The organism is Bradyrhizobium sp. P5_C11_2, assembly GCF_054049755.1.
Genome location: NZ_JBFULT010000034.1, coordinates 1 through 21,538 on the forward strand (window position 1 = coordinate 1; position 21,538 = coordinate 21,538).

20 protein-coding genes are annotated in these 21,538 nt (G+C 65.4%); 9 read left to right on the forward strand and 11 right to left on the reverse strand.

Features of this window, described 5'->3' with window-relative positions:
- Nucleotides 1-388 (forward strand): signal peptidase I (lepB, locus tag ACXJL8_RS06010; RefSeq protein ID WP_456684749.1); only part of this gene is annotated, 388 nt, incomplete at its 5' end.
- 21 nt (nt 389-409) lie between these two features.
- A complete protein-coding gene (locus tag ACXJL8_RS06015) occupies nt 410-976 on the forward strand; it encodes a nucleotidyltransferase family protein (protein ID WP_456622552.1) in 567 nt (188 codons plus the stop codon).
- A 104-nt stretch (nt 977-1,080) separates the two neighbouring features.
- Here the strand turns inward: ACXJL8_RS06015 and ACXJL8_RS06020 are convergent, their stop codons facing one another.
- From ACXJL8_RS06020 to ACXJL8_RS06030, 3 genes are all read right to left on the reverse strand, one after another.
- Nucleotides 1,081-1,659 (reverse strand): PAN domain-containing protein, encoded by a 579-nt coding sequence (locus ACXJL8_RS06020; protein ID WP_456622553.1) that lies wholly within the window; start codon nt 1,657-1,659, stop codon nt 1,081-1,083.
- A 114-nt stretch (nt 1,660-1,773) separates the two neighbouring features.
- Nucleotides 1,774-3,144, reverse strand: a complete 1,371-nt coding sequence (locus ACXJL8_RS06025; protein ID WP_456622554.1) for a glutamate--cysteine ligase — start codon at nt 3,142-3,144, stop codon at nt 1,774-1,776.
- Between the two features lie 99 nt (nt 3,145-3,243).
- A complete protein-coding gene (locus ACXJL8_RS06030; protein WP_027533069.1) occupies nt 3,244-3,741 on the reverse strand; it encodes a MarR family winged helix-turn-helix transcriptional regulator in 498 nt (165 codons plus the stop codon).
- Between the two features lie 126 nt (nt 3,742-3,867).
- Here ACXJL8_RS06030 and gstA point away from each other — a divergent pair, with 126 nt between their 5' ends.
- The 3 genes from gstA (at nt 3,868) to ACXJL8_RS06045 (ending at nt 5,457) form a co-directional block, all read left to right on the forward strand.
- Nucleotides 3,868-4,482: a glutathione transferase GstA gene (gstA, locus tag ACXJL8_RS06035; protein ID WP_456622555.1), complete on the forward strand. Its 615-nt coding sequence runs from the start codon at nt 3,868-3,870 to the stop codon at nt 4,480-4,482.
- 113 nt (nt 4,483-4,595) lie between these two features.
- Entirely contained in the window at nt 4,596-4,940 is a 345-nt protein-coding gene (locus ACXJL8_RS06040) for a hypothetical protein (protein ID WP_456622556.1), read from the forward strand.
- Between the two features lie 208 nt (nt 4,941-5,148).
- The gene (locus tag ACXJL8_RS06045; protein ID WP_456622557.1) at nt 5,149-5,457 is read left to right on the forward strand and encodes a hypothetical protein; all 309 of its coding nucleotides are present in this window, start codon (nt 5,149-5,151) and stop codon (nt 5,455-5,457) included.
- Between the two features lie 535 nt (nt 5,458-5,992).
- On the opposite strand, the gene ACXJL8_RS06050 is transcribed toward ACXJL8_RS06045, so the two are convergent.
- From ACXJL8_RS06050 to ACXJL8_RS06070, 5 genes are all read right to left on the reverse strand, one after another.
- The gene (locus tag ACXJL8_RS06050; RefSeq protein ID WP_456684750.1) at nt 5,993-8,206 is read right to left on the reverse strand and encodes an FAD-dependent oxidoreductase; all 2,214 of its coding nucleotides are present in this window, start codon (nt 8,204-8,206) and stop codon (nt 5,993-5,995) included.
- 20 nt (nt 8,207-8,226) lie between these two features.
- Nucleotides 8,227-9,435: an acetyl-CoA C-acetyltransferase gene (locus ACXJL8_RS06055; protein ID WP_456622559.1), complete on the reverse strand. Its 1,209-nt coding sequence runs from the start codon at nt 9,433-9,435 to the stop codon at nt 8,227-8,229.
- A 51-nt stretch (nt 9,436-9,486) separates the two neighbouring features.
- On the reverse strand, nt 9,487-9,774 hold the full coding sequence (locus tag ACXJL8_RS06060) for a hypothetical protein (protein WP_456622560.1): 288 nt from the start codon (nt 9,772-9,774) through the stop codon (nt 9,487-9,489).
- A 9-nt stretch (nt 9,775-9,783) separates the two neighbouring features.
- On the reverse strand, nt 9,784-11,574 hold the full coding sequence (locus tag ACXJL8_RS06065) for an acyl-CoA dehydrogenase C-terminal domain-containing protein (RefSeq protein WP_456622561.1): 1,791 nt from the start codon (nt 11,572-11,574) through the stop codon (nt 9,784-9,786).
- 101 nt (nt 11,575-11,675) lie between these two features.
- Nucleotides 11,676-12,059 carry a nuclear transport factor 2 family protein gene (locus tag ACXJL8_RS06070; RefSeq protein ID WP_456622562.1) on the reverse strand — a complete coding sequence of 128 codons (384 nt, stop codon included), beginning with the start codon at nt 12,057-12,059 and terminating at the stop codon, nt 11,676-11,678.
- A gap of 207 nt (nt 12,060-12,266) precedes the next feature.
- Between ACXJL8_RS06070 and ACXJL8_RS06075 the strand changes: the two genes are divergently transcribed.
- Entirely contained in the window at nt 12,267-12,857 is a 591-nt protein-coding gene (locus tag ACXJL8_RS06075) for a PadR family transcriptional regulator (RefSeq protein WP_456684751.1), read from the forward strand.
- Between the two features lie 20 nt (nt 12,858-12,877).
- On the opposite strand, the gene ACXJL8_RS06080 is transcribed toward ACXJL8_RS06075, so the two are convergent.
- Complete coding sequence (locus ACXJL8_RS06080) at nt 12,878-13,636, reverse strand: outer membrane protein (protein WP_456622564.1); 759 nt, start codon at nt 13,634-13,636, stop codon at nt 12,878-12,880.
- Nucleotides 13,637-14,116: 480 nt separating this feature from the next.
- Between ACXJL8_RS06080 and ACXJL8_RS06085 the strand changes: the two genes are divergently transcribed.
- From ACXJL8_RS06085 to ACXJL8_RS06095, 3 genes are all read left to right on the forward strand, one after another.
- On the forward strand, nt 14,117-17,527 hold the full coding sequence (locus ACXJL8_RS06085) for a hypothetical protein (protein WP_456622565.1): 3,411 nt from the start codon (nt 14,117-14,119) through the stop codon (nt 17,525-17,527).
- Nucleotides 17,528-17,876: 349 nt separating this feature from the next.
- Nucleotides 17,877-18,794, forward strand: a complete 918-nt coding sequence (locus tag ACXJL8_RS06090) for a sulfite exporter TauE/SafE family protein (protein WP_456622566.1) — start codon at nt 17,877-17,879, stop codon at nt 18,792-18,794.
- Nucleotides 18,791-19,561, forward strand: coding sequence for a TIGR02186 family protein (locus tag ACXJL8_RS06095; protein ID WP_456622567.1), 771 nt, complete (start codon nt 18,791-18,793; stop codon nt 19,559-19,561). The genes ACXJL8_RS06090 and ACXJL8_RS06095 overlap by 4 nt, the downstream gene beginning before the upstream one ends.
- Nucleotides 19,562-19,758: 197 nt before the next feature.
- Here ACXJL8_RS06095 and ACXJL8_RS06100 read toward each other — a convergent pair whose 3' ends face one another.
- Together ACXJL8_RS06100 and ACXJL8_RS06105 are read right to left on the reverse strand one after the other, a co-directional pair.
- The gene (locus ACXJL8_RS06100; RefSeq protein WP_456619653.1) at nt 19,759-20,535 is read right to left on the reverse strand and encodes an MBL fold metallo-hydrolase; all 777 of its coding nucleotides are present in this window, start codon (nt 20,533-20,535) and stop codon (nt 19,759-19,761) included.
- 12 nt (nt 20,536-20,547) lie between these two features.
- Nucleotides 20,548-21,462, reverse strand: a complete 915-nt coding sequence (locus tag ACXJL8_RS06105) for a DMT family transporter (protein ID WP_456619652.1) — start codon at nt 21,460-21,462, stop codon at nt 20,548-20,550.
- Between the last annotated feature and the right edge of the window lie 76 nt (nt 21,463-21,538).

Below are 21,538 nucleotides of genomic sequence, written 5' to 3' on the forward strand. Positions count from 1 at the left end.
CGACCGTCCCGCGGAGCTGAAGCCGGATGGCGTCGGCGCGGCCGAGGACGACAATGGCGGCAGCGAGCCCGCCTATCGCTATGTCGAGACGCTGCCGAACGGCGTGTCGCATCTGATCTTCAAGATGCGCGACAACGGCCCGCTCGACAACACCCAGGAAGTCACGGTGCCGCCCGGCCATCTCTTCGTGCTCGGCGACAACCGCGACAATTCCGCCGATAGCCGCGTGCCGCTGCGCTCCGGCGGCGTCGGCCTGTTGCCGATCGACAATCTGGTCGGGCGTGCGGATGCCGTGCTCGGCTCCTGGGATCTCGGCATGCGCACCCAGCCGGTGTGGACCTGGCTGTCCGGTTTCCGGCTCGCGCGGTTCTTCACCGCCGTGCATTGACCGGAAGTCCCTCACCTCACGATGAACCGCGACGAATTCCTCGCGCTCGCGCTGAGAAATCCCGTCAACATTACGATTATCGATGAGCTCGCGCGGCTCGCGCTTCCCGATGCGTGGCTGGTCGCAGGGTGCCTGGCGCAGACGGCGTGGAACGTTCTCACGGGCCGCGCGGTCGATCACGGCATCGCCGATTATGACGCGTTCTATTTCGACCCTGATACCTCATGGGAGGCGGAGGACGCTGTGATCCGCCAGCTGCAGGCGCGGCTCGGGCATCTCGGCGTCAAGGTCGAGATCCGCAACCAGGCGCGTGTGCACCTGTGGTATCCCGACAAGCACGGCCTGCCCTATCCGGCCCTGACGCGCGCGACCGATGGCATCGACCGCTTCCTGACGCAGAACACGCAAGTCGGCGTGAAGCGCGCAGGCGACGACTACGAGGTCTACGCGCCGCACGGATTCGACGACGTCGAAAGACTGATCGTGCGGCCCAATCCGGGCCTGAATTTTTCCGCGGCGAACTACACGGCGAAAGCGATGCGATGGAAGGTGCTGTGGCCGGAGATCACGGTGCTTGCGGCGGAATGAGGTGCGTAGGGTGGATTAGCGAAGCGTAATCCACCACCTTCGTTTCCGCGGAGACAAATAGTGGTGGGTTACGCCTTCGGCTAACCCACCCTACGGCACCTTGCCTACCGCACCACGCCCGACGTGAACCCGGCCTTCCGGCGCGGCGGCTTGATTTCCTTCTTCAGGAAGCAGCGTGCCTCACGGCCGGTATAGCCGGGGCGGGCATAGGTGAAGGCGCGGCATTTGTTGTCCGCGGTGCAGGCGGCCTTGCAGGCCTCCTCGCCTTCGCCGGCCTTGAGCTCGAAATTGCGCAGATCGCCGCCGGGGCGGTCGATCGACGTCTCCACGCCTTCGATCCGCGGCTCGATCACGCCGGCGCCGCGCACACCGGAAATGCAACAGCTTTCCGGCACCCGCGGCGGCACGGTGTTCTTGAGCCAGCACACCGCCGAGCCGCCCTCGACGTCGGGATAGCTGAAGCTCCAGGAGCGGCAGCGGCGGTCGCGCTCGCACAGCAGCGCGCAATCCTCCGGATCGCCCGACGTGACCGGCGTGTTGAAATAGTCGCCGCCGGGCCGGTCGAACGCCGTCTGGGCGCGCGCAGGCGGGCTCGCAAGCGCGAGYGTCAGCAGCACGACGCAGGCCGCGACCTTGGCCACGACGCTTGCCATGACGGCCCCAGGCAGGCGGCCCTTCCCCATCGGAACAGCTTTCGAGTTATTGACGACGTTCAGGTTTTTTTCAGCCGATCATTTGATCGCCGCAAACCTGTATGGGCGATGAACGGCTCAAATCCTGATCGTCGGTCTCGCGATCTAGAACGCGTATTCCGCGTAGGCCGGTTCCACCGAGCCGTTCCAGGAGCCGTTGTACTTCTCAAGCATCTCCTCGGCCGGCGTCCGGCCGGAATCGATGATGCGATCGAGCGGCTCCAGATGCCGGGTCTCGTCGCGGCCGAGCTGATCGATCCGGCCGCGCCGGCGCAGGCCGGCATGTGCCAGAACGAGGCACTCCTTGGCGATCTCGAAGAGATAGCGGTCCTTGATCCGCGACTTGAACCCGAAACGCGGCACGTCGTCGCGCAGCGACTGGCGCTCATGCGCGCTCCAGTGCTTCACCATGTCCCATGCGGCATCGAGTGCGACATCGTCGTAGAGCAGCCCGACCCAGAACGCCGGCAACGCCGGCAGCCGGCCCCACGGGCCGCCGTCCGAGCCACGCATCTCGAGATAACGCTTCAGCCGCACCTCGGGAAAAATCGTCGAGAGATGGTTGGCCCAGTCCGACAGCGTCGGGCGCTCGCCGGGCAAATTGTTGTTGCGGCCGTCGAAGAAGGCGCGGAACGAGGAGCCCGATACGTCGATGTACTCCTCGCCGCGCTTGACGAAATACATGGGCACGTCGAGCGCGTAGTCGACATAGCGCTCGAAACCCATGCCGTCCTCGAACGCCCACGGCATCATGCCGGAGCGCGCATTGTCGGTGTCGCGCCAGATCTCGGAGCGGAAGGACAGGAAGCCGTTCGGCTTGCCTTCGGTGAAGGGCGAATTGGCGAACAAGGCGGTCGCGACCGGCTGCAGCGCGAGCGAGACGCGCAGCTTCTTGACCATGTCGGCTTCGGAGGAGAAGTCGAGATTGGTCTGCACCGTGCAGGTCCGGTACATCATGTCGAGGCCGTACTGGCCGACCTTCGGCATGTAGTTGGTCATGATCTTGTAGCGGCCCTTGGGCATCACCGGGATGTCGGCGCGCGACCAGGACGGCGTCATGCCGAGGCCGAGGAAACCGATGCCGAGCGGCGTTGCGATCTCGCGCACCTGCGCCAGATGCGCCATCAGCTCGCTCTGGGTCTGGTGGACGTTTTCGACCGGCGCGCCGGAGAGCTCGAACTGTCCGCCGGGCTCGAGCGAAATCGCGCCGCCGCCGGTGACGTCGTAGAGGCCGATGATGTTGCCCTTCTCCATGATCGGCTCCCAGCCGAGCAGGAGCTTCATGCCTTCAAGCAGCGCACCGATGCCGCGCGCGCCCTCGTACGGCACGGGATGGTGGCCTTCGAGCGTGAACGGCGTCTTCTCGTGCTCGGTGCCCATGCGGAATTCGGACGGGTCCTTGCAGCCTTCCTCGAACCACGTGACGAGCTCGTCGCGCGATTGCAGCGGCGTCATATCGATCTGGTCTCGCGCCATATCAAACTCTAATCAAAAGCGCTTCGATCGAACGCGCGCGGGTGACAGGGATGGTCCGCGAACCAACCGGTTGCGCGGACGTGCTGGTTTGCCGCGCGATCATCGCGACGGCGAGGTTTCGTTGACGTTGACGACGGGCGGCAGCTTCATCTCGCCGCACGAGCAGCCCAGGCGGTCGAGCAGACCGCTGAGCTTGACGGCATCCGCGTCGGACAGTTTCGAGCCGACATATTTCTCGATCGCAGCCGAATAGGCGCCCCACATCCGCTTCTGCAACTCGCGGCCGGCTTCAGTGATCTCGACGAACTGCCCGCGCTTGTCGATCTTGCATTCGCGCCGCGAAGCGAGCCCCTCGTCGACCAGGCGGTCGATCAGCCGCGAGGTGGAATATTGCGGGATCAACATCTGGCGTTCGAGCTCCACCGGCCGCAGCTCGCCGGAGGGGGCCCGCGACAATTCGAGCAGCGCGTCGTACCATGCCAGCGGCGGGAAGCCGGCCTTCTTCAGGTCCTGCTCGACGCAGTCGAGCACACGGCTCTGCACCCGCATCAGGCGGATCCAGGCGGAGGTTGCCTCGGTCGATGGCTTGCGTTTCATGGTCCCGCTCAAACTCGTCGCCCGTCTCTTACCCCATTCGATGCACCTGCATCAATCTTGACTATTTCATGCAGGTGCATGTAGGTGATCTTTCGCCCCAACCAAGCGTCACGAGGAGGAAATTCCATGAAACTCTATTACGCCCCCGGTGCCTGCTCCCTGTCCCCCCACATCGCGCTCCTCGAAGCCGGCCTGCCCTATGAGCTGATCAAGGTCGATCTGCGGGCCAAGAAGCTCGAGAATGGCGACGATTATCTGAAAGTGAATCCCAAAGGTCAGGTCCCCGCGCTGGGCCTGGACAGCGGCGAGATCGTGACCGAAGGGCCGGTCATTGTCCAGATGATCGCCGATCAGGCCGCGGCCAAGGCGCTGGCGCCCGCCCACGGCAGTTCCGAGCGCTACAAGCTCCTGGAGTGGCTGAACTTCCTCACCTCGGAGGTGCACAAGAGCTTCGGCCCGCTGTTCGCGCCGGCGCTCAACGACGAGGCCAAGGCGTTCTTCAAGGACCGCGTCATGGGCAAGCTGAAATACATCGACAGCCAGCTCGCCGGCCGCGACTACCTCATGGGCAAGCAGTTCACGGTCGCCGACGGCTATCTGTTCACGATGCTGATCTGGGGTGACCGGATGAAGTTCGATCTCTCGGCGATGCCGAACCTCAGCGCCTACAAGACCCGCGTCGCGGCGCGGCCGCAGGTGCAGGAGGCGCTCAAGAAGGAAGGCCTTGCGCAGGCCGCATAAGGCGGCAGCCGCCATCGCCACGCGAAAGGCCGGATCGGTGATCCGGCCTTTTCATTGTGAACCAGTCGATCGGCAGCGGCGTCGAAGGACCATCTCCGCGAGACAGTTGCCCCATGAACTTGATCGTCCTCATGACTGCCGCCGGCGCGCCGCTCGCGATGCTCGGCTTGTCGACGCCGGTCTTGCCGGAGCGCAGCTGCGTCTTCATGGTCCATCCGCAGATCACCTCGGCCGTATTCGAGAGCAAGGAAGGAAAGATCGTCTTTCCGGACCGGCCGACCGAATATCCGTGCAGCTACGCCAAAGTGAAGGGCGGAACGGGCATCGCCTTCACCAATCAGAATGGCTGGCGCTTCGAGGTCCGCATCGGCCGCGGCGACGAAGGCAGCTGGAGAGCGAGCCTTGCCGACGATGCCGTCTCGGGCCGGGCGTTCTCGCCGTTCGGAGACCGCAAATAAAACGGGCCGGATCGTCGATCCGGCCCGTTTTTATTCTGCCCCGGGGCGGAGTGGGCGCGAACCCATCTCACCGGATCATCATACCTATAATTAGACTTATGAACTGCTGTTCGCCAAATGTAAGTAGTGCTGTCTTGTCACTACCCGTAAAGCGCGCGAGCTTGGCGGAATTGTTAGAGGATTATTTGTACTTTCATCGGAGTTGAACTTGACGATTGCCCTCGTCCTGATCGTCGCAAGTGCATTGGTGGGAATAGCGACAGGTTATGTTTTCAGGATCTGGGCGCTGGTATTGATTGCGCCGTTGATCGCAGTGCTCTCGGCGATCGTTCTTCGCGCTTACGAATTCGGCATGAGGGCTGGTGTGATCGTCATCGCCATCTGTCTTGCCGCCTGCCAGCTCGCCTACTTCGCGTCGGCCTACCTGCTGCACGCACGCGGGGTCTCAGCCCGCGACGAAGTCGACGGCGAGCCAGGCGAGGGAAGCCAGCATAAAATCCGCCGCCAGAACAAGTAACGCCAAAGCGGCCCAAAGCATCGGCCCCTTGCGGCGCAGGCGCGCCGGCTTCCGTTGCGGCGAGAGGCGGCCAGTTGCGGATTCAACAGCATATTTAGCGGTGAGATCGCGACCAAGCGCGGTCTTCCGCAGCACCAAAGAGTTCATCAAGGATACTTTCTTATTTCGTCTTCAACCTGCCGATAGCTCGGCAAGTGTCCCGACTGGGTTCGTGGCCCTGACCCCGAGCAAGACTAGTGCCAGGGCCGAGCAAAAGAACGGCGCCGCTTTGACGCGCCTATGACAATTGCGCGACACCGCGGCAGCGGGACTCTGGCACGGTTCCTACGCGAATTCTGTGACCGGTTCCACAACCCGGGAACAAATCTGACGCAACCGTGATGACGTCTCCCCAAACAAAAAGGCCGGATCGACGATCCGGCCTTTGTTGTTTTCGCGTAGCCCGGATGGAGCGAAGCGCAATCCGGGATCTTTACATGCGGCGAGACTGTCCCGGATTTCGCTGCGCTCCATCCGGGCTACGAAGCCAAGCGAATCAGGCCGCCGCCTTCTTCGGCGCGAATCGGCCGTAGAACGTTTCGCCCTTCGCCGCCATCTCCTCGAGCAGCTTCGGCGGCGTGAAGCGCGAGCCGTATTTCGCTTCCAGCTTGTGGCAGAGCTCGACGAATGTCTTCGTGCCCATGAAGTCGATGTAGGACAGCGTGCCGCCCGTGAACGGGGCGAAGCCGAAGCCGAGGATCGAGCCGACATCCGCCTCGCGCGGATCGGTGATGACGTGGTCCTCGACCGTGCGCGCGGCTTCCACCGCCTGCACCACCAGGAAGCGCTGCTTCAACTCCTCGACGTCGAGCGTATCGGGGTCGAGCTGCTTCGGCTGGAGCGCCGAGAGGCCCGGCCACAGGCTCTTCTGGCCCTTGCCCTTCTCCGGATAGTCGTAGAAGCCCTTGCTGTTCTTGCGCCCCAAGCGGCCCTGCTTCTCGACCATCTCCACCATCAGCTTCTTCTGATCGGGGTTGATGGCGTTCGGGCCGAGGTCGGCTTCCGTCGCCTTCATGATCTTGAGGCCGAGGTCGAGCGCGACTTCGTCCGACAGCGAGAGCGGGCCGACCGGCATGCCGGCCATCTTGGCGCAGTTCTCGATCATCGCCGGCGGCACGCCTTCCAGGAACATCTCGTTGCCTTCGGCGACGTAGCGGCCGACGCAGCGGTTGGCGAAGAAGCCGCGGCTGTCGTTGACCACGATCGGCGTCTTGCCGATCTGCCGGACATAGTCGAGCGCGGTCGCGAGCGCGACATCGCCGGTGTTCTTGCCCTTGATGATCTCGACCAGCATCATCTTCTCGACCGGCGAGAAGAAGTGGATGCCGACGAACTTGCCCTGGTCCTTGAAGGCTTCCGCAAGCGAACTGATCGGCAGCGTCGACGTGTTCGACGCGAAGATCACGTCCGGCTTCAGATATTCCTGCGCCTTGGCGAAGGTCTCCGCCTTGACCTTGCGGTCCTCGAACACGGCCTCGATGACGAGGTCGACGTCCTTCAGCGCCGCGTAGTCCGCGGTCGGCGTGATGCGCGCGAGCAGAGCTTCGGCATCCGCAGGCTTGGCGCGGCCCTTCTTGATCTGCTCCTCGATCACCTTCTGCGCATGCGCCTTGCCCTTGTCGGCGCTCTCCTGGTCGCGGTCGATCAGGACCACGTCGAGGCCGGCACGCGCGGAGACGTAGCCGACGCTCGCCCCCATGAAGCCGGCGCCGATCACGGCGATCTTCTTCACCTTGGTTGCGGGCACGTCCTTCGGACGACGCGCGCCCTTGTTCAATTCCTGCATCGACAGGAACAGGCTGCGGATCATCGCGGCCGCTTCCTTCGAGCGCAGCACCGAGGTGAAGTAGCGCGACTCCACCCGCAGCGCGGCGTCGATCGGCAACTGGAGGCCTTCATAGACGCAGCTCATGATGGCGCGCGCGGCCGGATAATTGTCGTAGGTCTCGCGGCGGTAGATCGCGTTGCCGGCCGGGAACATCATCATGCCGGCCTTGGAGAACACCGGACCGCCGGGCAGCTTGAAGCCCTTTTCGTCCCAGGGCGCGACGGCCTTGCCGCCGCCCTTGATCCAGTCCTTCGCCGCCTTGATGAGATCAGCGGCGGGCACGATGGCATGGATCAGGTTCAGCGCCTTGGCTTTCTCGACCGTGACCGGATCGCCCTTGAGCAGGATCGTCATCGCGTCCTGCGGCGGCACCAGGCGCGGCACGCGCTGCGTGCCGCCGGCGCCGGGGAACAGGCCGACCTTGACCTCGGGCAGGCCGAGCCGCGTCTTGGGATTCTCCGCCGCCACGCGATAGTGGCAGCACAGCGTGATCTCGAAGCCGCCGCCGAGCGCGAGGCCGTTGATCGCGGCCGCCCACGGCTTGCCGGACGTTTCGATCGAGCGCAGCACCAGCGAGAAGCGCCGGCTCTGGTCGAACAGCATCTGGTTCGCCGCGGTCTCGCCCTGCTCCTTGAACACCTTTGCATAGGCCTGGTTCATGCCTTCGAGCATGGACAGGTCGGCGCCGGCGCAGAACGCTTCCTTGGCGGAGGTGATGACGACGCCCTTCACCGCGGCGTCAGCGGTGGTTTCCTTGACGATCGCGTCGAGCTCATTGGTCGAGGTCTCGTCGAGCACGTTCATCGAACGGCCCGGAATGTCCCAGGTGACGAGCGCGATGCCGTCGGTGTCGGTCTCAACCTTGAAATTCTTGTAAGCCATGTTGGTTGCTCCCCTTCGCCTTAGACGCGCTCGATGATGGTGGCGGTGCCCATGCCGCCGCCGATGCAGAGCGTCACCAGGGCGGTCGCCTTGTTGGTGCGCTCGAGCTCRTCGAGCACGGTGCCGAGGATCATCGCGCCGGTGGCGCCGAGCGGATGGCCGAGCGCGATCGCGCCGCCGTTGACGTTGATCTTGGCGTTGTCGATGTCGAAGGCCTGGATGTAGCGCAACACGACGGAGGCGAAGGCCTCGTTGAGCTCGAACAGGTCGATGTCCGACTTCTTCATGCCGGAGCGCGCGAACAGCTTTTCGGTCACGTCGACCGGTCCGGTCAGCATCATCGCGGGCTCGGAGCCGATGTTCGCGAACGCGCGGATTTTTGCGCGCGGCTTCAGGCCGTACTTGCTGGCGGCCTCCTTGCTGCCGAGCAGCACGGCGCCTGCGCCGTCGACGATGCCCGACGAATTGCCGGCGTGGTGCACGTAATTGACGCGCTCGATTTCGGGGTGCGACTGCACGGCGACGCCGTCAAAGCCGCCCATCTGCGCCATCATGGTAAACGACGGCTGGAGCTGCGCCAGCGACTGCATCGTCGTCGACGGGCGCATGTGCTCGTCCTTGGCGAGGATGGTGAGGCCGTTGATGTCCTTCACCGGCACCACCGACTTGTTGAAGCGGCCCTCGTCCCAGGCCTTGGCCGCGCGCTGCTGGCTCTGCACCGCGTAGGCATCGACGTCATCGCGCGAGAAGCCGTATTTGGTGGCGATCAAATCAGCCGAGACGCCCTGCGGCATGAAGTAGGCCGGCACCGCCATCGAGGGATCCATCGGCCAGGCGCCGCCGGAGGCGCCGATGCCGACGCGGCTCATGGATTCGGCACCGCCGCCGATCACGAGTTCATGCTGGCCGCTCATGACCTGGGCTGCGGCAAAATTCACGGCATCGAGGCCGGAGGCGCAGAAACGGCTGATCTGCACGCCGGGCACGGCTTCGCCGAGGCCCGCCTTGAGCGCCGCGAAACGCGCGATGTCGGAGCCGGCTTCGCCGACCGGATCGACCACGCCGAGCACGACGTCGTCGACCGAATCTTCCGGCAAATTGTTGCGGTCCTTCAGCGCCTTCAACGGCACGGTGGCGAGCGCGAGCGCGGTCACCTCGTGCAGTGCGCCGTCGGCCTTGCCGCGGCCGCGCGGCGTGCGGACGTGATCGTAGATATAGGCATCTGCCATGGGAGCCTCCTGATTTGCAGCTATTTCGTCACGACCGCCACGCAGCCGCGATCATTCCTGAAACGTGAATTCGTAGAACAGCGGCAGCCCTTCGCCATGGCGAAGGAATTGCCGCGCGGTGTCGTAAGCCTTCATCCCCGCGCTCAGATCGAGGATGCGATCGAGCTGGGGGACGGTCGTCGTGTCGGTCAGGTAAAACCCTTCGATACCGAGAATACCGACACTGTCGGTCTCGCAGCGGTCGACGATGTCCAGAGCGGATCGTGCACAGAACTTGTCGCGACGGAGCCCGGCGCCGAAGGCGCGAAACTCCGCAATGATGGCCTCCGCTGCCGACATCGAAACTCCTCAGAACGCCTCTGCCGGCAGTTCCATGATGGTGGCGGAGCCGGCCTGGATACGCGCGAGATTGGCGGCGGTCTCCGGCAGCATCCGCTCCATGAAGAAGCGGCCGGTGACCAGCTTGGTCGAGAGATAGGGCGTCGCCCCGCTCTCGGCAATCTTGGTATTCGTCACCTTGGCCATCTTCGCCCACATGTAGCCGAGCGCGACGAAGCCGAACAGATGCAGGTAATCGGTCGCCGCGGCACCGGCATTGTCAGGCTTCATCATCGCGTTCTGCATCAGCCAGGTGGTGGCCTGCTGGAGATGGCCGAGCGAAGCCGACAGCGGGGCGATGAAGGGCTTCATCGCCTCGTCGCCGCCGTTCTCCTTGGCGAAGGCCATGACCTCGCCAAAGAACGCCATGATGGCGCGGCCGCCGTCGCGCGGCAGCTTGCGGCCGACGAGGTCGAGCGCCTGGATGCCGTTGGCGCCTTCATAGATCATCGCAATACGCGCATCGCGCACGAACTGCTCCATACCCTGCTCGGCGATGTAGCCGTGGCCGCCATACATCTGCTGCGCCTGCACCGCGTTGGCGAAGCCGTAGTCGGTGAGGAAGCCTTTCAGCACCGGCGTCATCAGGCCCATGTGGTCGTCGGCGGCCTGGCGGTCCTTGGGATCCTCGGAGCGGTGGGCGACGTCGCTCTTCAGCGCGGTCCACATCACGAAGGCGCGCGCGGCCTCGTTGAAGGCGCGGATCGACAGCAGCGTGCGGCGCACGTCGGGATGCACGATGATCGGGTCGGCCGGCTTGTCCGGCGCCTTGGTGCCGGTGAGCGAACGGCCCTGGATGCGCTCGCGGGCATAGGCAACCGCGTTCTGATAGGCGACCTCGGATTGCGCGAGACCCTGCACGGCGACGCCGAGGCGGGCCTCGTTCATCATCACGAACATGCCCTGCATGCCCTTGTTCTCTTCGCCGATCAGCCAGCCGGTGGCGCCGTCGTAGTTCATCACGCAGGTGGAATTGCCGTGGATGCCCATCTTGTGCTCGATCGAGCCGCACACCACGCCGTTGCGGGCGCCGACCGAACCGTCGGCATTCACCAGGAATTTCGGCACCACGAACAGCGACACGCCCTTGATGCCGGGGGGTGCGCCCTCGACGCGGGCGAGCACGAGGTGGATGATGTTGGAGGCCAGGTCATGCTCGCCGGCCGAGATGAAGATCTTGGTGCCCGTGATCTTGAAGCTGCCGTCGCTCTGACGCACCGCCTTGGTGCGGAGCATGCCGAGATCGGTGCCGCAATGCGGCTCGGTCAGGTTCATGGTGCCGGTCCATTCGCCCGCCACCATCTTCGGCACGTAGGTCTGCTTCTGCTCGGGCGTGCCGTGCACCAGCAGCGCCGCGGTCGCGCCCATGGTGAGGCCGCCATACATTGAGAACGCCATGTTGGCGGAGATCTGGAATTCGTTGACCGCCTGGGAGAGCGTCACCGGCAGGCCCTGCCCGCCGAACTCGGTCGGAGCCGACAATCCAAGCCAGCCGCCTTCGGCGACCTGCTTGAAGGCGTCCTTGAATCCCTTCGGCGTGGTGACGCTGCCGTCATCGGCGCGCTTGCAGCCTTCGAGATCGCCGACGCGATTCAGCGGCTGGAGCACTTCTTCGGAGAGCTTGGCGGCTTCGCCCAGGATCGCCTCACGCACGTCGCTCGATGCATCGGAGAAGCCGGGCAGATTGTCGTAGCGGTCGATCTGGAAGACGTCGTTGAGCAGGAAGTTCACGTCTTCGACGGGGGCTTTGTAGATCGGCATGGTGGTCTCCCGGCAGGGGCTTGAAGTGATGATGTTCGCGTGATTCCTGCGGCGCAGCCTTTGCAAGCAAGCTTAGCTGCTTCTGCAACCACAGGGCAGTGTCATGATTGGGCAGCGAGCTGCTCCGCCATCAGGCGATGCAGCATGTTGATGGCCTTGAGCGGACGCACCATCACCTTGAAATGCGTGATGCGCCCCTCGGGATCGAAGGTGATGATGTCGACGCCGTTGATCTCGATGCCGTCGATCATGGTCTTGAATTCGAGCACGGCGCCGTTGGCGCTCTTCCATTCGCCGACATAGGTGAAGCCGGGGCCRCCGAGCACCTTCTCGGCGCTGGCGAGATATTTGAAAGTGATGTCGCGGCCGCGCTGCGGCGAATGCACGACGGGACTTTCGAACACGGCGTCAGGATGCAGCAGGTCCCAGAGCGCTTTGCTGTCATGGGACTTCATGAAGTCGTACCAGGAATCGAGGCCGGTCATTGTCAGTTGCCTCCCGTGGATCAAAGGCGTTGGCAAAAAACTCGCAAACAACCCCATGCACAGTAGCGAGGAGGTTGATTTCGCTGGGTTTTTCGGATCGGGTTTTGACCCCGACCTCGGACTGCTTCATATGCACATTGACGCATATGCGCCAATGCGCATAAAGTCAAGCTGGTTGGTTAAAATCGAACAAGGGAGGCCGGTGCCATGGCGCTCGGCGACGCGATCCTCGCATGCCTGACGGAACGTCCGATGACGGGCTACGAGCTCGCCAAGACGTTCGACTCCTCGATCGGCTTCTTCTGGAAGGCCGACCACCAGCAGATCTATCGCGAACTCTCCAAGCTGCGCGACCGCGGCTACATCCAGGGCCGTGAGGTGGTGCAGTCCGGCAAGCCCAACAAGCTGGTTTATACGCTCACTCCCGAGGGCCGAACAGCGCTGCGGCACTGGGCCGCGCGGCCGAGCACCCCGCCCTCGATCAAGGACGACCTGCTGGTCCGCCTCCATGCGCTCGACAKCATCGATATCGAGCCGCTGCGCACCGACCTGATGGCGCGGCTGGAGCACCACCGCGACCGTCACGCCAATTACGAGCGCATCCTGAAGAAGCGTTTTCCGGAGGAAACGGCGTCGGGCGTGCTCGACCTCGGCAATTTGCTACTGCTGCGCCTCGGCGCCCGGCACGAGCAGATGGTGGCCGATTTCTGCGAGGAGGCACTCGAGGCGCTGTCGGCGATGAGCGGCAAGGGCACCGTGGTGCCGCTAGAGAACGGCAAGCGCGAGGGCAAGGGTTAAGCCGCCGGCCCGGTCCCAGCCTAGAATTTTGTGACGACCGGTGTATCCCAGTTGAACCTGACGTTCACGCCGGCGCGAACGATGTCGTCGGTCAGCCTGACATCGCGCGTGACAACGGCGAATCCGCCGAAGGCGACCGCCGGGTCGACATATCGCTTGCTGCCGAAATCGGCGTGAACATATTCGAGCTTGAAGCTCACCGCGCCCCAGCTATCGACCCAAGCCGCCCATTCACCACCGAGTCCGACCGCGAGGCCGGTGCGGGTCTTTGAATCCGTGACTTGCCCGGCTGGATTGGACACGGTGACCTCGGTGCCGGCGAAGGCGATTCCGGCAGTGCCATAGATCAGAAACTGATCGAGCGCATAGCCGACGCGGCCGCGGAACATGTCGATCCACTTCTCCCGCGTGCTGCTGGTCGCCGCCACATTGAACGGCGGCAGATCCTGCGCGGCGCCGTGCTTGTTGGTCCACGACGCGTCGTTTTCGAAGCCCAGCACCGTCTTTTCGATCTGGAAGTCGCAGCCGACGGCGCCACCCGCGACGGTGCCGGTGAGATTGAAGGTGCCTGATATCGTGGGCCCGGAGGCGTTACCGGCGCGCGCGACGTGCTCGCTCTTGCCCCAGCTGCCGCCACCCTGGATACCGACATAGCAGCCGGTCCAGTTGTACCCCGCGGGCGCCGGCGCCTTGACCGCAGGCTTTGCCACCGGGGCATCGGCGGCAACAGCGGGCGACGCCAGTCCGGCCGCTATCGCAGCCACAAGCAAACTCTTCATGTCGGCCAACATTCTCGTCAGGCAGAACGCCGAGCGAGGCGTCCTCTCTTCCTGAGACGGGCCGATCATGCCTGCGGCGAAATCTTTTCTCCGCTGTCATCGCCCGCCTTGTGCGCGGTTGCGCACTGGGGCGGGCGATCCAGTATTCCAGAGGCGGCGAGGTCAGAACCGAGAAGCCGCGGCGTACTGGATGCCCCGCCGGAGCCTGTCATCGGGCTCGCCGAAGGCGAGACCCGGTGGCGGGGCATGACACCGGTTATTTGGCGACCGGACGAGCGTCACAACGCGCTCACCCCCAGGTTCCCGCCGCCCAACTTTAAGACATCGGCAACGCATTCCTTAACCCGTTATTTACCGTAACAGGAAAAAGTCGGTTTTCGAGGCAGACGACCCGCGCAGAATTCGATTGTCTTGCAACCGGCACGCGTGGGGAGACTGGAGGCGTCGGGTGGGGCGCCGGAGTCGGGACCGGACAGAGTCATGAATTCGCGCGTATCGTGGAGTGTTGACGGCATCGATCCATCCGTGAGGGAGCGGGCCGAAGCTGCTGCGCATCGCGCCGGCATGTCACTCAACGATTGGCTGAACTCCACGCTCGGCGAAACTGCCGCACCGAACTTTCGCGGATCTTACGAGCAGCGTCCGCAAGTCCCCAACATCCCGAGCCAAGTACCGGGCCACGTGCCGAGTCAGGAAAGCCGCGAAGTCGCCGACATCCACCAGCGGCTCGACGCGATCACCCAGCAGATCGAACGGATTTCAAAACCCGCGCCGCGCCAGGAGGTGTCGCGCGAGCAAGGCGTTGCGCGCCAGCTGAACGACGCGATCTCGCGGCTCGACGCCCGGCTGTCRCAAATCTCGAAACCGCAACAACCTCCGGCACCGCGGCAGGCCCCCGTCGAATCGCGCCAGCGCCAGGCCGACGCGGTCGAGCGCGCGGCGGCGCAAGTCTATCGCAGCTCACCACCGCTGAGCCCCGCTTCGTTCGACGTCGCCGTCGCCGAGATCACCGCGCGCCAGAGCGAGCTCGACGGCTTTGCGCCGCGGCAGATGCCGCCGCGCGCCGCGCCATCGATCGCGCCTATGGCGGCTGCCTTCGCGCCGATGGCGCCGCCTGCCCCGTCCTATGCTCCGCCGCCACCGCAGCCGGGGCCGGATTTCTCGTCGCTCGAACGGCACCTGCTCAAGATCACCAGCCAGATCGAGGCGCTCCAGCGGCCGGACAATACCGAGCAGGCGATCAATGCCTTCCGCAGCGAGCTCGCGGAAATCCGCCACGCCATCACCGAGGCGATGCCGCGCCGTGCGATCGAATCGATCGAGAACGAGATCCGTTCGCTGCACCGTCGCATCGACGAGACCCGCTCCACCGGCACCGACGGCCAGGCGCTCGCCGGCGTCGAGCGCGTGCTGTCCGAGATCAAGCAGGTGCTGCGCACGCTGACGCCGGCCGAGCAGCTCACCGGCTATGACGAGGCGATCCGCAATCTCGGCGGCAAGCTCGATCTGATCCTGCGCGCCAATGACGATCCCTCGACGGTACGACAGCTCGAAGGCGCGATCTCGGCGCTGCGCGGCATCGTCTCCAACGTCGCTTCCAACGAGGCATTGGCGCGGCTCTCCGACGACGTGCAGCTGTTGTCGTCCAAGGTCGACCAGATCACCCGCGCCTCCTCCGGCCCCGGCGACAGCTTCGCCGTGCTGGAGCAGCGCATCGCGGCGCTGACGGCCGCGCTGGAAACCCGCGAGCGGCCTCAGCCTGCCGAAAGCACTGAACATCTGGAAAACGCGATCCGCGCCCTGTCGGACCGTTTCGACCGCATGCAGGTCGGCGGCGACTCGGCCTCGACTTTTGCGCATCTGGAGCAGCGGGTCTCGTATCTGCTGGAGCGGATCGAAGCCGCCTCCGATCCGCGCAGCGGAAACCTGAGCCGCGTCGAGGACGGGCTGCACGACATCCTGCGGCACCTGGAGCGGCAGCAGGCGACCTATTCCGCGCTGGCCGAGAGCCGCAATTCGGCACCGCCGCCCGATTCCGGCGTGGTCGACCTCGTCAAGCGCGAGCTCTCCGACATCCGCTACAGCCAGGCCGAGACCAACCGGAGCACCCAGGATTCGCTGGAGGCCGTGCACAACACGCTCGGCCATGTCGTCGATCGCCTCTCCATGATCGAGGGCGATCTGCGCGCCGTGCGCACGGCGCCGCCGGCCCCTGCGCCGCAGATGCCGATGCCGATGGCTGCGCCGATCGAGCCCGCGCCGATGGCGCGCGAGCAGCGGCCGCAGCAGCAGCAGCAGCCAAAATACGATCCGAAGCCCGAGCTGCCCAATCCCGCCGCCGCGCCACCGGCACATTCGGCCTTCGTCGCCGCGCCGCGCGAATTCCATGCCGCCGCACCAGTTGCGCCGCCGCCGGTGCCGACGGCCCCGCCTGTTCCGCCGCGCGCGATCAGCGAGATCCTGGAGCCACATACGACGCCCGCGCGCACCGCGCTCGCGCCCGAACTGCCGCCGGATCATCCGCTCGAGCCGGGCACCCGGCCGGGCGGGCGCGTCGCCACGCCGTCGGAGCGCATTGCCGCGTCCGAAAGCGCGATCAGCGACATTCCTGCCGCGCCGAAGGAGCCGGTGTCGTCATCGAGCTTCATCGCAGCCGCGCGCCGCGCCGCGCAGGCTGCCGCCGCGCAGCCGCCCGAGAAGCCGGCCCGTGGCGCCAAGGCCGCAATCGCCCGCGCCAAGGACAAGGGCCAGGAGGCTGGCTCGACCATCACCTCGAAGATCCGCTCGCTGCTGGTTGGCGCGAGCGTGGTCGTGATCGTGCTCGGCACGTTCAAGATGGCGATGAACCTGCTCGAAGGCGGCAACGCGCCGCCGGCGCCGCAGGCGATGGAGAACACGTCGAGCGAACCCGCCCCGCGAGCCCCCCCGCCCGTCGAGATCAAGCCCGCCGCGCCGGAACAGGTCACGCCGTCGATGACCTCGCCGACGCCGATCGGAAAGCAGTCGCAGAACAATGCTGCGCCGGTCTCCGTGACGAGCCCGAGCGGCACCGCCTCGGTCGAAATCCCGCAAACCCCGGCCGCTGCGCCAACCCCGCCTGCGGCGTCGAGCGACGTCACCGGCGCGTTGTCCGGCACGAGCCGCGCGCGGCTCAGCATGGTGCAGGTGCCACCCAGCGAGAAGCTGCCTGACGGCATCGGCGGCCCGGTGCTGCGCACCGCCGCGATGAAGGGCGATGCGGCCGCGGCCTACGAAATCGGCGTGCGCTTCGCCGAGGGCAAGGGCACGCCGGCGAATTACGACGAAGCCGCCAAATGGTACGACCGCGCGGCGCAGGCCGGCGTGGTGCCCGCGATCTTCCGCCTGGGCACCCTGTACGAGAAGGGCCTCGGCGTGAAGAAGGACGCCGACATCGCCCGCCGCTACTACACGCAGGCCGCGGAGCGCGGCAACGCCAAGGCCATGCACAATCTCGCGGTGCTCGATGCCGACGGCGGCGGACGCGGCGCCAATTACAAGAGCGCGGCGCAGTGGTTCCGAAAAGCGGCCGACCGCGGCGTCGCCGACAGCCAGTTCAACCTCGGCATCCTCTATGCACGCGGCATCGGCGTCGAACAGAACCTCGCCGAATCCTACAAATGGTTCACCCTCGCGGCTGCCCAGGGCGACGCGGATGCGGCCGGCAAGCGCGACGACGTCGCAAAGCGCCTCGATCCGCAGTCGCTTGCCGCCGCCAAGCTCGCGATCCAGACCTTCAGCGCCGAGCCGCAGCCCGACGACGCCGTCAATGTCGCGGCGCCCGCCGGCGGCTGGGACAGCGCGTCGCAGGCCAACGCGAAGCCGGCACCGAAGCCGGTCGCGACCAAGCGCTCGGCCTCGGCCGCGCATTGAGCCGCATAGCATTAGATTGAACCAAGCGGGCCACGGGCTCGGTGCACCTCTCCCGCTTGCGGGAGAGGTCGGCGCTCGCAAGAGCGCCGGGTGAGGGTTTTATCCTCTTGGGGAGTCTCACTGCGGAGACACCCTCTCCCCGACCCTCCCCCGCAAGCGGGGGAGGGAGCGCACCTCCATTGTCGCAACGATCACGCCCAATCCCATCACCCTCCTCGCGTCCATTCACCACGCCCAAGATTCCTGATCCGCACGGCCACGAATTCGGCTATTGAAGAGCGCGGCAATCGTTCCGCCCTCCCGCGAGCATTCCGCGCAATCGATCCGACTCGCCGGAGCGTGATCCCCGATGCAGCTCTACCTCCCGATCGCCGATCTGCCGGTCAACATCTTCCTGGTGCTGGCGATGGGCGCGGCCGTCGGCTTCGTCTCCGGCATGTTCGGGATCGGCGGCGGCTTCCTGATGACGCCGCTGCTGATCTTCATCGGCATCACGCCGGCGGTCGCGGTCGCCTCGGTCGCGAGCCATATCGCCGCCTCGTCGTTTTCCGGCGCGCTCTCTTATTGGCGGCGGCGTGCAATCGACCCGGCGCTTGCCAGCGTCTTGCTATGTGGCGGCGTGACCGGCACCGCGCTCGGGGTCTGGACCTTCACGCAGCTCCGCGCGCTCGGGCAGCTCGACCTGATGATCGCGCTGTCCTACGTCGTGCTGCTCACCACCGTCGGCAGCCTGATGTTCTCCGAGGGCCTGCGCGCTTTGATGCGGACCCGCCGCGGCGCGGTGCCGCCACGGCGCACGCACAACTGGATCCACGGCCTGCCGCTGAAGATGCGGTTCAAGCGCTCGAAGATCTATCTGTCGGTCATTCCCGTGGTGATCGTCGGCGTGGCGATCGGCTTCATCGGCGCGATCATGGGCATCGGCGGCGGCTTCATCCTGGTGCCGATCATGATCTATCTGCTGCGGGTGCCGACCTCGACGGTGATCGGAACCTCGATGGTGCTCACGCTCGTCACCATGCTGTTCGCGACCATGCTGCACGCGATGACCAATCATCTGGTCGACGCGGTGCTGGCGCTGATCCTGATGGTCGGCGGCGTCACCGGCGCGCAGTTCGGCGCCCGCGCCGGCCAGAAGGTCCGCGGCGAGCAGTTGCGGCTGCTGCTGGGCCTGTTGATCCTCTCGGTGGGTGTCCGCTTCGCGATCGAGCTCGTGATCCGGCCTGAAGATCTCTTCACCATTCGCGAGCTGGGAGTGAGCGGATGATGCGCGCGCTCGTTGCAGTTGTTCTCGTCCTTCTGCTCGGATCCGCCGCGCGCGCCGAGCGGCTGATCGTGTCGGTCTCCAACCACCGCGTCACGGTGACGCCGAACTATTCCGGCGAGGAGCTGGTGCTGTTCGGCTCGGTGGAGAGGGATGCCGCCACGCCCGCCGACCGCACGGCGTACGATCTCGTCGTCACCGTGATGGGCCCGCGCGCCGACATGGTGACGCGGCGCAAGGAGCGCACCTTCGGCATCTGGATCAACACCGACTACCGGCAGTTTCTCCAGGTGCCGAGTTATCTGGCGCTGTTCGCCAACCGCTCGCTCGACCTGATCACCTCGCCCGAGATCGCGCGGCGGCAGCAGATCGGGCTCAACAACGTGCTGTTGATGCAGCGGGTCAGCGGCGACTATGCCGACGTGGTGCCGAACGACGCATTCCGCTCCGCCTTCATCCGGCTGCGCTCCCAGCGCGGGCTCTATCGCGAGGACGCCACCGCGGTGACGTTCCTGACGCCAACGCTGTTCCGCACCGGCATTCCGTTGCCGGCAGAGGTGCCGATCGGCACCTACGAAGTCGAAATCAAGCTGTTTGCGGGCGGCGCCTTCGTCACCAAGACCGACACCGCCTTCGAGATCGTCAAGGTCGGCTTCGAGCAGTTCGTCGCGACCACCGCGCGGCAGAACGGGTTCGTCTACGGTCTCGTCACCGCGGCGATGGCGCTGATGACGGGATGGATGGCGTCGATCGTGTTTCGGAAGGATTGAGAGGACGTTCGTTGTGAGCGAAAGCCTCCAACAACACTTCCGACGTCGTCCCGGCGAAGGCCGGGACCCATAGCCACCGAGAGCAGTTACGGCGTCAAGCTGCCCACCACGAGTCTTCGTCAAACTTCTCCCTGTGGGTATGGGTCCCGGCCTTCGCCGGGACGACGCTGGTGGCTAGCACCAGCGTCGGCGGAGAGCTACGGCGCCTCCACCACCGTCGGCACGCCCGGCTCCAGCAACCGCAGCCGCGGCCCGAAACCCAGCACGTCGAAGGTCTTGCGCAAATCCTCGCCGTTCTGGCGGAAATGCGCCCAGCCCTCGGTGTGCAGCGGCACGATCACCGCATCGGGGAAGGCGCGCGCGGTCTCGATGGTATCGTTGGTGTCCATGGTGAGATGGAACGGCCCGCGCGTCTGCGCGGCGCCGGCGAAGGGCAGCACCACGCCGCACTTGAACCGGCGCGCGACTTCGGCGACGCCGTCGAACCAGGTGGTGTCGCCGCTGATATAGACCGAGGTAGTGTCCTTCCGGCTCGACGACACCACGAAGCCGATGACGTCGCCCGACAGCGGCTCGATGCCGGCCGGACCGTGACGCGCGGGCGTCGCGGTGATCGTCAGCGAATTGCCGTCGCGATCCCTCAGATGGGCGGTCGCCCAGGGCGCGAGGCCCTCGACATGGCCGCCGAGGCGCTGCGCGCCGGCCTCGGTCGTCAGCACGCGTTTCACATGTTTGAGAAAGTCGCGGCCGGAATTGTCGAGATTGTCCGAATGCTGGTCGTGGCTGAGCAGGACCGCGTCGACCGGGCCGATCGCATCGGCCTTCATCGCAGGGCCGATGGTCTTCTCCAGCGTCACATGCGGCAGCTGATAGGCGGTGTGCGCGTCGTCGAAGGTCGGATCGGTGAGCAGGCGGAAGCCGTCGATCTCGATCAGCGCGGTCGGGCCGCCGATCAGGGTGATGGAGATGGGCATGAATAACTCCTCCTACGACACAGGCTTCGCGGCGGGCCGCGTCACCAGATAGATGCCGAGCGCGACCGGGATGATCCCGAGCAGGTCGCGGGCCTCGACATGCTCGCCGAGCACGAGATACGCGAACAGCATGCCGAGCGGTGGCATCAGGAAATGGTAGGCGCTGGCGGCGGTGGCGCCACACACTTTCAGGAGATGAAACCAGAGCCAGTAGGCCAGGATCGAGCCGCCGAGCACCAGGAAGGCGAAGGCGCCGATCAGGCTCGCCGTAAAGTCGATCGCATGGACATCGGCGAAGGTGAGCGCGACCGGCGTCAGCACGATGCCGGCGGCGAGATTCTGCACGCCGTTGCCGATCCACAAGGACCCCTTCGGGGCGAGCAGCTTGAACAGGATGGTGCCGGCGACGATGGAGGCGAGCGAGGCCAGCGTGAAGACGATGCCGTGCCATGAATCGGTGCCGACCGACAGCCGATGCCAGACGATCGCGGTGACGCCGATGATACCGAGCAACAGGCCGCCCGCCTTGCGCCAGGTCATGCCTTCGCCGAGCAGGAGCGCTGCGAGCGCCGCCGTGAACACCGGATTGGCCGAGACGATCAGGCCGCCGAGGCCGGCGGAGACCGATTGCAGCCCGGTATAGCCGAGCCCGAGATAGAGCGCGTTGTTGGCAATGCCGAGCACGGCGAAGATCGCGGAATCGCGCCACGACAGCGACCAGTGGTCGCCGCGGATCAGCGTGGCACCGATGATCAGAATGCCGGCGAGCGAGAAGCGCGCGGCGAGCAGGATCAGCGGCGGGCAATGGGTGACGCCGATCTTGCCGGCGACGAAGGCATAGCTCCAGAGCAGGCAGAACAGGCCGATCGCGAGCGGAAGCGTATTGAAGCGGCTGCGGGGAACGGCAATCGAGGGGGCGAGCGACATGTGGGCATTTCTCCTGAGCCCTCGATCTAGAGACCCGGCTTGTCATTTGGAAATTAAATGATTAACTTCTGATCAG

Coding starts and splice junctions, on each gene's coding strand:
- ACXJL8_RS06105 (WP_456619652.1), bottom strand. CDS start 21,462: ATGTCGCTCGCCCCCTCGATTGCCGTTCCCCGCAGCCGCTTCAATACG.
- ACXJL8_RS06015 (WP_456622552.1), top strand. CDS start 410: ATGAACCGCGACGAATTCCTCGCGCTCGCGCTGAGAAATCCCGTCAAC.
- ACXJL8_RS06060 (WP_456622560.1), bottom strand. CDS start 9,774: ATGTCGGCAGCGGAGGCCATCATTGCGGAGTTTCGCGCCTTCGGCGCC.
- gstA (WP_456622555.1), top strand. CDS start 3,868: ATGAAACTCTATTACGCCCCCGGTGCCTGCTCCCTGTCCCCCCACATC.
- ACXJL8_RS06080 (WP_456622564.1), bottom strand. CDS start 13,636: ATGAAGAGTTTGCTTGTGGCTGCGATAGCGGCCGGACTGGCGTCGCCC.
- ACXJL8_RS06065 (WP_456622561.1), bottom strand. CDS start 11,574: ATGCCGATCTACAAAGCCCCCGTCGAAGACGTGAACTTCCTGCTCAAC.
- ACXJL8_RS06090 (WP_456622566.1), top strand. CDS start 17,877: ATGCAGCTCTACCTCCCGATCGCCGATCTGCCGGTCAACATCTTCCTG.
- ACXJL8_RS06050 (WP_456684750.1), bottom strand. CDS start 8,206: ATGGCTTACAAGAATTTCAAGGTTGAGACCGACACCGACGGCATCGCG.
- ACXJL8_RS06095 (WP_456622567.1), top strand. CDS start 18,791: ATGATGCGCGCGCTCGTTGCAGTTGTTCTCGTCCTTCTGCTCGGATCC.
- ACXJL8_RS06040 (WP_456622556.1), top strand. CDS start 4,596: ATGAACTTGATCGTCCTCATGACTGCCGCCGGCGCGCCGCTCGCGATG.
- ACXJL8_RS06100 (WP_456619653.1), bottom strand. CDS start 20,535: ATGCCCATCTCCATCACCCTGATCGGCGGCCCGACCGCGCTGATCGAG.
- ACXJL8_RS06030 (WP_027533069.1), bottom strand. CDS start 3,741: ATGAAACGCAAGCCATCGACCGAGGCAACCTCCGCCTGGATCCGCCTG.
- ACXJL8_RS06025 (WP_456622554.1), bottom strand. CDS start 3,144: ATGGCGCGAGACCAGATCGATATGACGCCGCTGCAATCGCGCGACGAG.